The organism is Streptomyces sp. NPDC020422, from assembly GCF_044386705.1.
In the GTDB taxonomy this organism is placed as follows: domain Bacteria; phylum Actinomycetota; class Actinomycetes; order Streptomycetales; family Streptomycetaceae; genus Streptomyces.
In genome coordinates this window covers 94,816-108,744 of the sequence record NZ_JBIRVJ010000016.1, presented here as the reverse complement: position 1 = coordinate 108,744, position 13,929 = coordinate 94,816, and the positions used below count along the sequence as shown (strand labels likewise).

15 protein-coding genes and 1 pseudogene are annotated in these 13,929 nt (G+C 68.3%); 12 read left to right on the top strand and 4 right to left on the bottom strand.

Annotated features, from left to right (window positions below):
- The first annotated feature begins 34 nt into the window (after positions 1 to 34).
- The 3 genes from ACH414_RS33100 (at position 35) to ACH414_RS33090 (ending at position 1,933) form a co-directional block, all read left to right on the top strand.
- A complete protein-coding gene (locus ACH414_RS33100; RefSeq protein WP_398944706.1) occupies positions 35 to 463 on the top strand; it encodes a hypothetical protein in 429 nt (142 codons plus the stop codon).
- A 424-nt stretch (positions 464 to 887) separates the two neighbouring features.
- Positions 888 to 1,085 (top strand): hypothetical protein, encoded by a 198-nt coding sequence (locus ACH414_RS33095; RefSeq protein WP_398944705.1) that lies wholly within the window; start codon positions 888 to 890, stop codon positions 1,083 to 1,085.
- A gap of 18 nt (positions 1,086 to 1,103) precedes the next feature.
- A protein-coding gene (locus tag ACH414_RS33090; protein ID WP_398944703.1) for an IS5 family transposase occupies positions 1,104 to 1,933 on the top strand; the annotation gives its coding sequence in 2 pieces (ribosomal slippage) (positions 1,104 to 1,458 and positions 1,458 to 1,933; 831 coding nt in all).
- 14 nt (positions 1,934 to 1,947) lie between these two features.
- Here the strand turns inward: ACH414_RS33090 and ACH414_RS33085 are convergent.
- Entirely contained in the window at positions 1,948 to 2,304 is a 357-nt protein-coding gene (locus tag ACH414_RS33085) for a hypothetical protein (RefSeq protein ID WP_386570599.1), read from the bottom strand.
- A gap of 41 nt (positions 2,305 to 2,345) precedes the next feature.
- On the opposite strand from ACH414_RS33085, the gene ACH414_RS33080 reads away from it, so the two are divergent.
- The 8 genes and pseudogenes from ACH414_RS33080 (at position 2,346) to ACH414_RS33045 (ending at position 8,747) form a co-directional block, all read left to right on the top strand.
- Positions 2,346 to 2,813 (top strand): hypothetical protein, encoded by a 468-nt coding sequence (locus tag ACH414_RS33080; protein WP_398944701.1) that lies wholly within the window; start codon positions 2,346 to 2,348, stop codon positions 2,811 to 2,813.
- A gap of 946 nt (positions 2,814 to 3,759) precedes the next feature.
- The gene (locus ACH414_RS33075) at positions 3,760 to 4,215 is read left to right on the top strand and encodes a hypothetical protein (protein WP_398944700.1); all 456 of its coding nucleotides are present in this window, start codon (positions 3,760 to 3,762) and stop codon (positions 4,213 to 4,215) included.
- 163 nt (positions 4,216 to 4,378) lie between these two features.
- A complete protein-coding gene (locus tag ACH414_RS33070; protein WP_398944698.1) occupies positions 4,379 to 4,615 on the top strand; it encodes a hypothetical protein in 237 nt (78 codons plus the stop codon).
- 239 nt (positions 4,616 to 4,854) lie between these two features.
- Positions 4,855 to 5,013 carry a hypothetical protein gene (locus ACH414_RS33065; protein WP_398944697.1) on the top strand — a complete coding sequence of 53 codons (159 nt, stop codon included), beginning with the start codon at positions 4,855 to 4,857 and terminating at the stop codon, positions 5,011 to 5,013.
- A 30-nt stretch (positions 5,014 to 5,043) separates the two neighbouring features.
- Positions 5,044 to 5,508 carry a DUF402 domain-containing protein gene (locus ACH414_RS33060; RefSeq protein WP_398944696.1) on the top strand — a complete coding sequence of 155 codons (465 nt, stop codon included), beginning with the start codon at positions 5,044 to 5,046 and terminating at the stop codon, positions 5,506 to 5,508.
- Between the two features lie 263 nt (positions 5,509 to 5,771).
- A complete protein-coding gene (locus ACH414_RS33055; RefSeq protein WP_398944694.1) occupies positions 5,772 to 6,629 on the top strand; it encodes a DUF4253 domain-containing protein in 858 nt (285 codons plus the stop codon).
- Between the two features lie 831 nt (positions 6,630 to 7,460).
- A pseudogene (locus ACH414_RS33050) lies at positions 7,461 to 8,389 on the top strand (transposase).
- A gap of 52 nt (positions 8,390 to 8,441) precedes the next feature.
- Positions 8,442 to 8,747: a hypothetical protein gene (locus ACH414_RS33045; RefSeq protein WP_386570645.1), complete on the top strand. Its 306-nt coding sequence runs from the start codon at positions 8,442 to 8,444 to the stop codon at positions 8,745 to 8,747.
- A gap of 161 nt (positions 8,748 to 8,908) precedes the next feature.
- On the opposite strand, the gene ACH414_RS33040 is transcribed toward ACH414_RS33045, so the two are convergent.
- The 3 genes from ACH414_RS33040 to ACH414_RS33030 form a co-directional block, all read right to left on the bottom strand.
- Positions 8,909 to 9,802 (bottom strand): hypothetical protein, encoded by an 894-nt coding sequence (locus ACH414_RS33040; protein ID WP_398944693.1) that lies wholly within the window; start codon positions 9,800 to 9,802, stop codon positions 8,909 to 8,911.
- A 145-nt stretch (positions 9,803 to 9,947) separates the two neighbouring features.
- Positions 9,948 to 10,811 carry a hypothetical protein gene (locus ACH414_RS33035; RefSeq protein ID WP_398944691.1) on the bottom strand — a complete coding sequence of 288 codons (864 nt, stop codon included), beginning with the start codon at positions 10,809 to 10,811 and terminating at the stop codon, positions 9,948 to 9,950.
- Between the two features lie 336 nt (positions 10,812 to 11,147).
- Positions 11,148 to 12,785: a Helicase associated domain protein gene (locus ACH414_RS33030; protein ID WP_398944690.1), complete on the bottom strand. Its 1,638-nt coding sequence runs from the start codon at positions 12,783 to 12,785 to the stop codon at positions 11,148 to 11,150.
- A 473-nt stretch (positions 12,786 to 13,258) separates the two neighbouring features.
- Here ACH414_RS33030 and ACH414_RS33025 point away from each other — a divergent pair, with 473 nt between their 5' ends.
- Complete coding sequence (locus ACH414_RS33025; RefSeq protein WP_152369432.1) at positions 13,259 to 13,900, top strand: hypothetical protein; 642 nt, start codon at positions 13,259 to 13,261, stop codon at positions 13,898 to 13,900.
- Positions 13,901 to 13,929 lie beyond the last annotated feature (29 nt).

Here is a 13,929-nt window from a genome sequence, read left to right as displayed (position 1 = left end):
AGGGGCACCCCTTCTTGGAAAGGATGAATATATCGTGCCTGAAGAGACTTCGGATGGACTCTATGTCCGCCAGCTGATTTGGGGAAAATTCCCGAACCATAGGGGGGCGATACTGGCCCTGGAGCGCGATCATAGGGACCTGATGGGCGATAGTATTGACGCCGAGGTTGGCCCGTATTCTCTTGTTAGTCAAATCTTCATGGAGGGGATCCTGCTTCCAGCGCTCGAGGCGCCTGATGCGTTCATGCTGAGAGAGTCGGCCGATCTCATAGAAACGCTTTTGTCGAGTGACCGGGCGTTCGTCCTGGAAATGGTCAGCATTCGGGTTACTGATTACCTTCTTGGGTTCCCTGAAAATTGGTTTAAGTTTCGGGAATTCGCAGGCCGCAACCTCGTGGAGGAGGTTAGGCGGAGATCTCGCTACTATACTTTCGACCCCTTTATCCCGCTGGGGGGTGAATAGTCGCTTTTCGGTCCGCAGTATCTGGTAAGAGGCCACCGAAAAGCCTTCGCGCTTGGCGTGGATTCCGATTTCGGGTAAACGATCCGCTGCGCCGGCTACGGACGGCAACCGGTATCGGATGATCCGACCGGCGCTGCGCGGGTGCCCTTCTGCGTCCCGCGCTGTCGCAACGCTGCATGTCCCCCCCCCGCGGGCGTGGAGAGAACTTCAGCACGCCGTCAGCGATGGTGCGCGCACCGGCTGGACGCGGTGCGCGCACCACTGCACCGGGGCGCACCGGGTGGGTGCGCCCCACTCGGTGCGGTTGTGCGGTCAGCGGTACAGAGCCGCCACCTTCTCCACCACCGCGCAGGCCCGTGCCACCTGTTCGTCGCGCAGCTCCTGCAGAGCGCGGACGGGGTGGGTCGGGGGCTTCGGCGAGGACGTGGCCGACGAAGTGCGCGAGGGTGCGGGCGATCCCCGGCGCGGCCATCGCGGGGGCGTGCGTGACCCACTCGCGGATCGCCATCAGATAGATGACGCCGACCTCGTCGAAGGCCGACGAACGATCGAGCACGTCCGCAACCTCTCCAAACTGCCCCCCGAAGAGCAGCGCGCTAAGACGTCGTTTCTTATGGCGTGATCGTTCGTTGTTCCGTGCATGACGGATCTGGTTGAGCGGTTGGCACCGCAGGAGTTATGGGTGTTGTTTCGGCGGGTGGTGCCACCGACTGAGGTGCTACGTTCGCAGGGTGGCGGCCGGCGCCGGGCGGGTGACCGCGAGGTCCTGGCCGCGATCATCTTCGTGGCGACGTCGGGCTGTACCTGGCGTCAGTTGCCGCCGGTGTTCGGTCCGGCCTGGCAGACGGTCTACCGGCGGTTCGCCCAGTGGAGCCGGGACCGGGTCTGGGCCCGGTTGTATCGGGTCGTGCTCGATGAACTCGGTGCCCGGGGTGAGCTGGACTGGTCGAGGTGTGCGATCGACTCGGTCAGTCTGCGGGCGGCAAAAGGGGGCCTTTGACGGGACCGAATCCGACCGACCGCGGCAAGCTGGGATCGAAGATCCACCTGATCTGCGACCGGAACGGACTGCCCCTGTCTCTGGGCATCTCCGGGGCGAACATGCACGACAGCCAGGGCCTGGAGCCGCTCGTCCGCGGCATTCCGCCCAACCGCTCACGCCGCGGGCCCCGGCGCCGGAAGCCGGCGAAACTACATGCCGACAAGGGCTACGACTACGACCACCTGCGCCGATGGCTCCGCGAGCGCGGCATCCGCCACCGCATCGCCAGCAAGGGCATCGAGTCCTCACAGCGGCTGGGCCGACATCGATGGGTGGTCGAGCGCACTGTGTCCTGGCTGGCCGGCTGCCGACGGCTCCACCGACGCTACGAGCACAAGGCCGAACACTTTCTCGCCTTCGTCGGCATAGCCGCGGTTCTCATCTCCCACCGCCGCCTTCAGACAGTGAGCCCGAGCGGCACGAAGTGACACCTTGCCTGTGATCAGGAAGGCAGGGCGGTCTTGCGCGACGGTGGACGCCAGATGAAGGCGTTGGCGATCTCGTCCGCGAACGAACGGTGCTGCCATGTGTCGGTGACGTCGGTCCAGTTACGGAGGACAGCCCTGTCCTCCGCCTTCGGCATCTCTCGGTCGTAGACAAGATCGAACGAGTAGACACGGCCGTCCTCATCTATGCACTGGCCGAACTCATGGTCACCCCCGTCCGGGAAGAGGTTGACCAGCACGGTCGTCGCCGGGTCGAGTCCCTGGTCTTCGAGGAGGCTCCTGAGCCGCCTCCAGAGATCGAACGCGCTCGTGCGCAGGAGGTTCGTGTTCTGAACATATGCAGCCTGGGACATAGAACCCGATCTTGTGTCACCAGCATCGAAACCGCCAGCCCTTGCAGATGGACATCCCAAAAGAAACGACATCTAAAGCCGACGCTCGAGCGAAAGCCGCAGAACAGAAGGCCGCCGCCAAGCGCGACCTATCACGCCGTGATAACCCGCTCCCCGAGGACCGCGGCCCCATCACGGACGAGGTGCCCGCACCCCGAAGCTCGACGGAAGCGCCAGCGACCACCTCGGCGCAGAGCTCAACTCCGAATCTTGCAGCCGAGTCGCCCCAGGCCAGCAGGGGAGCTGCAAGCGCAAAGGTGCCCTTGCACGACGGCGCTGCCTTGATGGACCTGGCCTTCGACGGCTTGACCCCAGGACAGCGCAGCGCCTTCATCCAGCAGTACTTCAAGCGAAGCACGGGAGTAGGGGCGGTTGTGGCAGACCTGCGGGCCGACCTCGAACGGCCTGCGCGTGCCTCGCTGGCGGAGATCCTGCAGCAGGTTGCCGCAGGACTGCTCGAAGAGAGCTAGCCAGGTCGGCAGGGTCCCTGCCCCTGCCGAGGGCGGGGACCAGATGCCCGGCCCGTTCGATGCTCCCCGAGACGCTAGCCGTCGGAAACCGTACGGTCCGGTGTATCCAGCATCACGCTGACCCAGCGCGGCACCGAGCTGGTGCACACGGTGCCAGGTCAGACCGTGAGCGGCGAGTGCCTGGCGCAGCGCCGCGCTCGTCCCGGCCGCGCCTGTCCAGCGCGCTCGACGACGACCGCGGCGATCGGCACAACGGAGAGGCTCCCCGCGCACTCGGGATCGAGCTGGGCGAGTGCACCGGCCAGGACCTCGAGCCGGGGCCACGTCCTCCACCGCGTCCGCACTCCCGCGCGACGGGCCGGCGGCGTCGGCCAGCGTGCAGGCCCGACAGAAAAGGGGTCGTCGCAGCGCCGACACCCCTCATGTAGAGGTAGCACGGCGTCCTACCCACCGATAGAACTCGACGCACCGGACCGCCGCACGGGCCGGGGACAAGTCGGTATGCGGCCCGTGCCGCGCCGACGACGACGCCCGCCAGGACGCCGCAGCCGAAGCCGCTCGCCTCGAGGCCGTCATGCCGTCGAAGCCGGAACAGGGTCAGCCGGGCAAGTTTCGGCGGCTGTTCCGCCGCCGCGGTTGACCCCGCATGACGCCGCCCCTCCCTATCAGCATGGGAGGGGCGGCGTCGACGAGCGGTGGCTCGGTGAGGCCGACGCAGCCTGCTTCGCCAGCGCGGCGAGCGGGGAACGCCAACCCTTCTCCATCACCCGCCGGGAAAGTCGCGAAAGACCAGGCACGCAGGTTCGGGCATCTGCGCAGGGAGCCCTGGCAGGCGGAGATGAGCGGAGAGGTGCACTCTGAGGTAATGGACGGGTCTGGAGGGCCTCCTCCTGCAACGGCGTCGGGGAAGCTGGCGCGTGGGCGCCGGAACCTGCTCCTGGCCCTCGTGACAGAGATCGTCATCGGTGCGGGCGGGGTCGGCGTCATCTGGGCTCTGGCAGACCGCGGTGGGTCGTCTCCCGAGGCCGTCAGCCCTCCGCCGTCGCCGACCACACAGACACCGACCCCTTCCCCCGCACCGACCGACTTTCAGCTGACCGGCACATTCCTGCTCACCAGGAACGCGGTCAGCGACGGCGAGGGCGGCTGCAAGGGAAGCGAGGGTTTCGACGACATCGCCGAAGGAGCGGCGGTCACGGTCTACGACGCCTCCGGCACGGTCATCGCCACCGGAGCCCTGGGCGAGTCGACCAAGGCGGGGACCACGTGCAGCTTCGAGGTGATCGTCCCTGACGTGCCTGCGGGCGAAGGTTTCTACAAGGTGGAGATCACCCACCGCGGGACCCTGCAGATCAGCGAGTCCGAGGCGATGAGCGGGTCCTTCGGAGGCAGCCTGGGATGAACGAGCCGTCCTTCGCAGGACAACCACGTCGACGCCGGGCAACCGGCAGCGACACCGAACAGTAAACGAAGCGTGACGCGTCATGAGTAATGCACAACCTCAGCCCCAGTGGGGGACCCCTGCGCCGCCCGCGGCGGGACAGCCGCGCAGGCACAGACGGCGGATGTTCCTCTGGGCCTTCCTCGCCATCCAGGTGATCTTTCTGATCTGGATCATCGTCGCGGCCGCCTCGGGATCCGGGACTCCCGAGGACTGCGGAACGCTCGACCGCCAGACGTGCAACGACGCCGAAAGCGTCGGTACCGCGATCGGGGTCGGAGTGGTCATCATCCTGTGGGCTGCCGTGGACATCGTCCTCGGCGTCACCTACGCGATCTACCGCTTCACGCGACGCCCATGAACAACGGCCCCCGAAGGCTCCCTTCCACGCCTGCCGACATTTCACCGGAGCGGAGCAGGGGGAACGATGCCGCGAACCTGAGGTACACCAGAACCATGACGACCCAAGAAGCGTTCTGCGTGCGATGTGGCAGCGCAGATACCCGAGTCACCCGCCTCGACCGAACCAGCGCGGAAGGCACTTGCTTCCGCTGCAACAAGCCCTTCCAAGCCCGGCTGCGGCTGGTGGAGGAGGACGTGGTGGGGAGTTTCGAGACCGGCGAGACGGTCGTACGGCGCGACGTGCACCGTGGGGGCCAGGTGTGGAGCGAGCAGGCGTTACGGGTCCTCGAGGACACCGGCGAGGCGCTGGTGGCCGCCTGCGCGCCCGGGGCGGAGGCCCGCTGGCCTGCCCTGTAGGCGAAGGCCCGCGACGACAAGGACCGCTCCGTGCGCACGGAGGCGTTCGACGCGATGGCAACCGGCCGGTGGGAGCTCGCGGACGCGGTGTGGCAGGAGACCCACCTGCTGCTGTGGAAGCCGCCCGCGGCCTGTTTCAGCGTCAACGCCTTCTTCGTCCCCGACAACGCCGGCGGGCGCCAGCTGCGGAACTGGTACGTCAACTTCGAGCACCCCACCCGCCGCACCGAGGACGGGTTCGACACCTTCGACCTCACCGTGGACCTGGTCGTCGCGCCCGACCTCACCCACTGGGAGTGGAAGGACGAAGACGAGTACGCCCACGTACGCCGCCTCGGCATCGTCACCGACACTGAGCACCAGGCCGTCGACGACGCACGCGCCGAGGTCCCGGCGATGCTCGCCGAACGCCCGGGCTGTTCGCGCACGCGGAGCGATGGGCGGCCTGGCGGTGGGAGCCGGCCTGGCCCACGCCGCTGTGACCCGCAGCGATAGTTGTCACCGATGATGGCCGCCGATCAGGCGCGCTGTCCCGAGATCGCAGCGCCTTCTGTCACTGGATGCGCGCGGTAACTGTCGCTTCCGGGTGTTCTCAATCGTGTTGTCACGGCTCCGGAGAACCGTCGTTGCCAGCTCCTGTGCCTGCGTCGGCCCCATCCCCGGCGCCAGCTCCGCAGCGGAAGGCCAGCCCACGGCCCCGGCAGCGCGGGGATATCGGAGTGCGCGGCGTGCGGTCGTGGCCGTAGCGTTCTGGGCTTGTGAACAGCAGCTTCCTCCGCCAGCCGGAACTCCCCTCCGACGCGTTCCTCCGTGCCCTGCGCGCCCGCCTGCCCCACGAGGCCGTGGAGCGGGCCGTCATGCCCAGTGGCGTCGAGGTGATCGGGGTGTCCGTAGCGCGCGGCAAGGTGTTCGCCGTGTGGGACGAGTGGCGCAAGAGGCACGGAGAGACCGGCTGGTGGCCGTACGTCACGCTGCAGTCGCCGGACGACCTGGCCCGGTCCCGCCGACAAGAGGATGTCGACGAGGTCGTGGAGCGCTGGGTGGCCGAAGTGGCGTGCCAGGACCACGACGCCCGTGCGGCGTCCGTCGTGCTGTCGAGCTTCCGGTGGTCGATGGACTGCGCCGCCGGCGACGAGGAGGATCAGGAAGGCTGGCGCGACGACTACGACCCGGACCGGCTCGCACCGCAGCTGGCGCCTGCGCGGGCCGAACCGCTGCCAGGGGTGTCGCGCTGGGGGACCGGCGACCGGGACTCCTTCTGGGGCCAGAGCCAGCGGTGGATCAACTTCGTTCCCGTCAGAGGCGGCTACGAGGTACCAGCGGTCCTGCCCCACCTCTACGGGACGTGCAACTGGTTCGGGTACGACGGCCGTGTCCTCACTCCCGCCGACGATGCTGCCCTGCTCCGCCGCTGGCACGAGCAGTGGGGCGCCGAACTCTTCCTCGCCCAGGGCCCCTATCTGGAACTGGTCGTCGACAGACCACCCCTGGACCCCCGGGACGCCGCGCGAGCCACATCGGAATTGCAGGGGTACTGCAGCGACACGGTGCAGCGGCCCCAGCACGACGGCGACACCTGGCTCCGGTCGACGGTGTGGTCACTCTGGTGGGACTGAACCCCCGGGCGCAGCGAGCCCCGGCGCCGGGTGCACATCCCGTGCCCGCTCGGCCTGGGGAGACTGACGGAGGTACCAGGCCTGGAACGTCCTTCCCACTCCAGGTCGCCCTCTTGGCCCAGCGGCGCGACAAGAGCAATGACACGACCGCCGTGGAGATCATCACCATGCGCGGCGGCTTCCGAAGAGCCACTCGGTGACAATCGCCTCTGCGAAGTGCCAGCTATCGCTGCCAGGCACAGCCGCGACTGCCCCGGCCCCGGCGGCTGTGAAGAGGGTTGCACCGGAGGGAGGCTGAACCATTGCCTGGACGGTTGCATGCGGCGGGGGGCCGGAGGTGTGACCGGCGGTGGGAGCCCGTCAAATCGGACACCGCCCGTTGTCCCTGGTCAGCGCCGGTGGGCAAGCCTCCCCACGACGGCGACACCTCTAATTCGTTAGTAATTAGAGGTCCTGGATCTCTGATGGGCCCGGGGCGGCGTTGTCCAGCCCAGGGCAGGACGTGTGTGGTCCGGTCGGTGCCGTGGTGACCCCTACGACACCTCCGACCGTGCGAGGTCTGTTGAAAGACTGGTGGCGCTGGGCACCGGCCGGTCCTCGCACGTTCTGCCCCACGGGCCCGACGGGTTCGGGACCCTCGATGCATGAGCTGCCGCACGGTGACGCGTTCTTCCTCACGAGCCTTGAGCTCTGGACACGGCGTGCGCCCGTGCGGTCTGGCGGTGCCGCGCACGGCTGATGAGGTGGCGGACCTTGGAGTCCTGGAATTAGTGCGCCATGCGGCCCCGCGTGCTCGCGTTCGAGAACGGTGCCGGCGAAGGGGCGGGATCCATGGACGTGTTCTGCGGGATCGACTGGGCGGAGGGGCATCACGACGTCGCGCTCGTCGACGGCACCGGCAAGCTGCTGGCCAAGTGCCGCATCAGCGACGATCTGGACGGCTACCGTCTGCTGCTGGACCTCCTGGCCGAGCACGGCGACACCGCCGAGGCGCCGATTCCGGTGGCGATCGAGACCAGCCGCGGCTTGCTGGTCGCCACGCTGAGGCAGGGTCCCCGGAAGATCTACGCGGTCAACCCGATGGCGGCCTCCCGCTACCGCGACCGGCATGGAGTGAGCCGCAAGAAGTCCGATCCCGGTGACGCGCTCGTGCTCGCCAACATCATCCGCACGGACATGCCGATGCACCGGCCGCTGGCCGCTGACACCGACCTGGCCCAGGCGGTGGCTGTCCTGGCCCGAGCCCAGCAGGCCGCGGCCCTGCTCCTGCAGCTGGACGCCGCCTGCGAAGCAGTCGCCGATCTCGGCGAAGCCACGGAGGAAGCCTTCCGAGCCCATCCCGACGCCACGATCATGCTGAGCTCCCCCGGCATCGGCTCCCAGATCGGCGCACGGATCCTCGCGGAGATCGGCGACGATCGCACCCGGTTCGCCACCGCCGGAGGGCTGAAGGCATACGCGGGCGCGGCCCCCATCACCCGCGCCTCGGGCAAGCGCCACTACGTCGGACGCCGGTTCGTCAAGAACAACCGGCTCAACCACGTCGACCACCTCTGGGCCTTCGCCTCCCTCGGCGGCTCAGCCGGCGCAGACGCCCACTACCGGCGCCGACGGAGCACTGAGGACTGGCACATGCAGACTCTGCGGCACCTGTTCAACTGCTCGGCCAACTCCATCACTGCCTCTTGGCACGGGTCCTGTTTGATGACGCGATCGCTTTCCCGGCAGTGCCCCCACCAGTAGGAACAGCCACCGCGTGAAGCAGAACGGGGCAGCTTGTCCCGGGGCGGCGGGGGAGACGATCATTCGGTCATGAGACCCGAGGTGCAGACGTTCGTTGCCGACGGACCGCTTCCCGACTGGGACGCGAGCGAGGAAGAGATCGACCGGCGTGAACGCCAGCTGACGGCGATCTCCCGCCCTGTCACGTCCGAAGAGGCCGCCGCCTTGGCCACCTGCTTCGGGCCCGACGACTGCTACGGCGTTGCCTGGACGCTCGTGCACCTGATCGAGACGGCTCCCAATCCGGTGCCGCCGTGGGAGGATCCGGGTCCGGAAGCTGGCGACTGGGCCGAGGTTCTGCGCGGGCGATGGGGCGGCGGACCCCCTGCCGCTTGACGGCCTAACTACATGAGGTGTCTTTCCACGCGATAGCCGTGGGAAGAGGAAGGCGGACTGCAACGACGGCCGGGAGCGCGGGGGAGCGCAGGACTTCGGCGGACGAGACACGGGGCCGGACAGGATCACCCTGCCCGGCCCCGCTGCTGGTTGCCGGCTGCTCACCGGCTGAGGCGGATACGCGGCCCCCACGCGAACTCGAGGTCGTTCAGGAAGACGGTCTCCAGCTCCTTCTCCCACTCGCTGCGCAGACCGAACGGGTTGGCCTCCATCCGCTCCAGGACGACCAGGGTCTCCGGCTGCCCGATCAGCGCGTACCGGCCGTGGGAGGCGGGCCGACTGCCCGGCCCGTACGCCCGCAGCAGCTCCTCCAGGCGCTCGCGGTGCTGCTCCACGAACGCCTCCAGGCGCTCGATGTACCCCTGGCGTTCCTCGGGGCGCACCGCGCTCAGCGCGACGTCCAGGAACTCCCCGTCCGGCCAGTGCCGCGTTCCCGGTGCGGCCAGGGCCCACGGGAAGCGTTCCGCTGCCGCCAGGACGTCCTTCGTGTCCAGCTCCGCAGCCGGGCCCGGGTCCTCCGCCGGAGCCTCCTGCGGCGCGGGGGAGGCGGGCTGGTGGAGGTGGGCGAGGAGCATGGCGCTGGACGCGGCGCGACCCTGCCCGGTGGTGGCGGTGGTGTCGGCGATGCGCCGCAGGTGGCTGGCGACGTCGCGGACACCGGCGAACCAGCCGTCCTCGAACCGCGGCTCGGCTCCGTGCGGGGGGCTGCTCTCGGAGATCCAGGTGTGGGCGCCGGCGACCGCCCCGGCTTCCAGGGCCGCGACGATGTCGTCGGGCTGCTCGTGTCCGATGCCGACGGCGGCCAGGGCCTTGAAGACCACGAACCGCGCGCTTGTGGCTTCGGTCTGGTGGTGGCTGATGGCGGCCAGCTCCTGCCCGTACGCGACCGGGTCGTACTGCGGGGTGCCTCCCTGCTCTGTCCGGGTGCGGTTGGCGACCCGGTCCGGATCGCGTACGGGCACCGGCGTCTGGGTGTTGGTGGCCGGGGCGCGCATGATGCGCCAGCTGGTGCGCGGCGCGGTGACGGCGTGGACTAGGACGACGAGGGCCCACCGGGGGACGCCGCTGCAAACCCACGGTCCCGTGAAGCGGATCTGGTGGACCGCCCAGTCGCCAGGCCTCCGGCCAAGAAGACAGGCTCTACCAGTCGAGGCCGAGTTCTTGCCGCATCGAGGGAACCCGAGCCAGGGAGTCGCGTACAGCCATACCGTTCGTGTCGGACTGGCGTCCGACTGCCGCATACATGGCGGCGAGGTCACGCAGGTTCCGTTCGTACTCGTCAAGGCAGAGTCGGCCCGCGTCCGAAGTCGGCATCACTTGCCCTCTCCAGCCAGCGACGGTCCCGCACTGTTCCATGCGGCTCCGCAGTGCTGAAAGCATGGAGAAGGCGTTTATCCAGGCGGGATCGGCTCGGAGGAAGATCAGCTCGGACCGGGCTTCAGCGACACGGCCTGCGTTGTACTCGACGGTCAGGCGCGTCCGGAAGAAGGACTGGGGTGTGTCGACTGAAACCAGGAAGCGCTCGGTCTCTCCCGGTGGTAGTACCTGTGATACCCGTACCCTCTGGGATTCGTTCTCCAGGTAGGTCTTGTAGGTGTACGACGGCGGCATCCTCAATTCATGACCGATCTGGTCAAGGTGATGAACGACGTCTGGGAGTACGGGCCGGAAGCCGTTGACGATGTCTGACAGCTGCAGGTACAGCCCCGAGACGTAGGCGGTTTGGCCGCCGCGGTTGCGAAGTTTGATGTCCAGCACGACCCAGGTGCCGTAGTGGTCTCGCTGTTCTCGCTCGACCAGAGTGCGGCGTTCCTCTGGGTCGATGTCGTCGGACAAGACATAGAGGGCGTCGACGACTTCGACGTCGGCTTCGGTGGGCTCGGGAGATATCCGGGCTGCCTCAAGCGTTGTGCGGTGCGTTGACCGAGCGGACCTGAGCGTTGCCCAGGACCCCATTGCTGCACCTAACACTCCGGCCACTGCCGCGATGATGGCTTCGAGCATGGAGGGACCCTAGCGGTCGGGGTAAGCCGCTGTAAGCGGAGGTTGCGTCATTCCCTGTTGATGGACATGTTGGGTCCCCCGTGGCGGATACCGAGGGTTTCGGCGACCACAGCCATCCCGGTCCCGGTGAGGGAGGGGTGACGCACGACGATGGCACGCAAGCGGCCATCTCTCCACGGTGTCTCAGCCGACGGGGACCCGGCCCGCGTAGCGGGCCCGAGCAACATCCATACCCGTCCCGGCGGTGACGAAGGTCAATCACGGCTAGAGGGAGATCGTTTCCCCGGTGAATTCGCCCCGCGAGCACGGCGGCCGCGGTGGCGCCGGCGCCCACCATCAGGACCACCGCATGCCGATCGCGGACAGCAGCTCCACCCGCTCCGGCGACAGCGTCGCCGCCCGGGAGCGCTGGTTGCTGATCCACGCCCCGAGCCGGAGGTCTTGTTCCTCCTGGTCCTTGCCGACGATGATCCGTTCGATGTGCTTGCGAGGGACCCGCAGGTGGCCCTCGCGCTCGTAGAACTGGCGGGCGGCCTGGTAGTTGATCACCCATTTGTCGGCCTGTGTGCGGCGCGGGGGCGGCTTCTCCTCCTCGCTGGCGGGTGTGATGCCGAGGACTTGCCCACACATCCACTGCTGCACGGTCGTGAGCTTGTCCCAGCCGAGCCGCTGCGACCGCACCCACCGTCCGAGGTCTTCGCCCTGGTGCATCACCTCGCCGGGCTCGGTCGGCAGCGTGCCGCCGGCCTCTTCGAGGTGGAGCCGGACGAGGTGGAAGGCGCGCTGCCACTCCACCGGCCAGGCGGGGCACCAGGACGGGTCGATGTCCTCCAGCTGCTCGCGCCGCTCCGCCGACAGGGCGCCGGCCCACGACTCCACCGGCAGCCCTTCGGCCTGGCGCTGCTCGAGCTCCAGAGCGCGCCGGGCGGCGCCCCGCGCGTTCTTCAGCCAGGTACCTACCCTGTAGCCCTGGTGCGTGGCATCGAGCGGGGCCAGGAGGTGCCCGTTCACCTCGGCCCACCCGCGCGCCGCCGCGAGACCTTCCTTCCACGCGACGTCGAAGTGGCTCCACACCATGCCGAGCTTCTCCAGCTGGGCGACGCGGTCCTCGTCCATGTCCCCGCGGGCGTAGAAGCGCCGGCAGTCGGCGATCCACTGCCCGAGCGGGAAGCCTGCGAGCGAGGCCGGCCACCCGACCCCCTCCGCCTCTTCGCCCTCCGGCACGCGGTAGGTGAAGGGCACCTTCAGGTCTCCGTGCTCGCGCGCGAAGATGACGGCGGCCTCCACGCCGCGCCGCCAGTGCTCGTGCTCGGGGTTGAGGACCCGCAGGTTGATGAACGCGGCCAGCTGCGCCGGGTCGCGCGGTGTGCTGAACTTCAGCAGCTGCCGGGCGGGCGCCGACGGCCCGCCGGACCCGTTTCCCTCGCCCCGGCTCTCCTGGCCCCCGCTGCGGCTCTGAACGCCCCTGACACGGCTCTGCGCCTGCTGCTCGGCGAGCTGCTCGACCACCCGGGCGTCGTGCGCCCTGAGCGCCTCCAGCAGCTTCGCCAGCCCGCCGAACGCCCGCGAGGTGAGCATGTTGTCGACCGTCTCGCCGGGCCCGAGCAGCACCGGCACCACGAGCGAGGCGACCTTGCCCTCACCGGGTTGCATCCGCAGCGCGCGGCCGACGGCCTGGACGAGGTCGGGCATGGAGCCGCGGACGTCGGCCCAGAAGACGGAGTCACATTCCCGGGTGTCCACGCCCTCCCCGAGCACCTTCACCGAGCCCAGGAAGCCCTTCTCCACGACCGTGCCGTCCGTGGCGATCCCGGCCGCGAACTCCCCGAGGACCCGCCGCCGGTGCCCCGGCTTATGGTCGCCGCACAGCCAGTCCGCCCAGATCGTCTTCGGGTACAGCTCGGGGTCGCTGGCGTGCAGCTGCGCGGCGACGTCCGGAAGGCCGGCCGCGAATGCCTCGGCCTCCTTCACCACGTGGTGGAAGACGAGTGATGGTCTGCAGGGAAGTGTCAGTAGTGAGTCGTCACCTCGATGTCAGCGGCGTAGGCCTGGTGACCTGCTAGTTGTCATTGACAGGCCGTGACGCACTGGCGCTGACGCTAGTGACGAAAGGCCGTGTCATTTCCATGCCGACTCCAACGGCCCCTGTGGAGTTTATGCAGGTCAGAGGCTGTCCGCTTCTTCGTCTCGCATTCTGCGGACCGAAGAACCCTGGATTGCCCGGCGCAGTGCCACGAGAGTGGAGCCGTGCAACCTACTCACTACCGCGTACTGGTGGCTGTCTTGGTGGGGCTGCTCGCGGCTGCCGCAGCCGTGATCCTTGCCCAGGCTGACTCCGAGCCGGTCACGAAGGCAGTACGGGATGCCGCCGTGGCGTTCGGCGGGACGACAACTCTCGGCCTGTTGCTGATCGGTGCGCTCCGCAGCTCCCATGGCGAGGGAGCTGAGTGAACCGATACTGGGCGGAGGGTCTGATCGTCGAGCCCTCCAGTCTTCACGACGGAGACGAGTCCTGGTTCAAGGACCGTCCGGTCCAGGTGGCCGGCCACCTCTTCCCGCCCCGCTTCCGCATCTGGCTGAGCTGCAACGCTACCGGCGTGGACATGTGCGTCGCGCTCGAGGTCGACCGCGGAGGGTTCGTCGAGCAAGAGAACGCCACCACGGTTGGTGGCGTGTCTTCGGACCAGGAGAAGGACCGGATTCGCGCTGCCGCCCGGAGGCTCGCTCTGCCGCTGGCCCTGTCCATGATTCCCTACGGTCCCTTCCAAGCCACCGAAGAGGGCTGGGAGTGGATCGTTGATGGATGGGGGCCACCACGTATCAGGCGACTTGGCGATGTCATGCCCGATCCGCAGATCGTTCTCGTGAAGGAACTCCGGCGCCGTACGGGACCACGATGGTGGAGTACCTACCTGCCGCGCATCGAGAAGACCGCGCAGATCATCTGGGATGCACCAGCCGATCTCTCCACACGCCAGGTAATCGAGACCCTCGTCTGCCCCGGCATGCATGTCGGCCGGACCACGGCGTACGAGGACCTGGCCACTGCACGTGAACTGGGCCTGCTACCCGAGCGCCGCGTGCCGTAGCAGGCAGCTCTGCCGTATGCCGCGTGTAA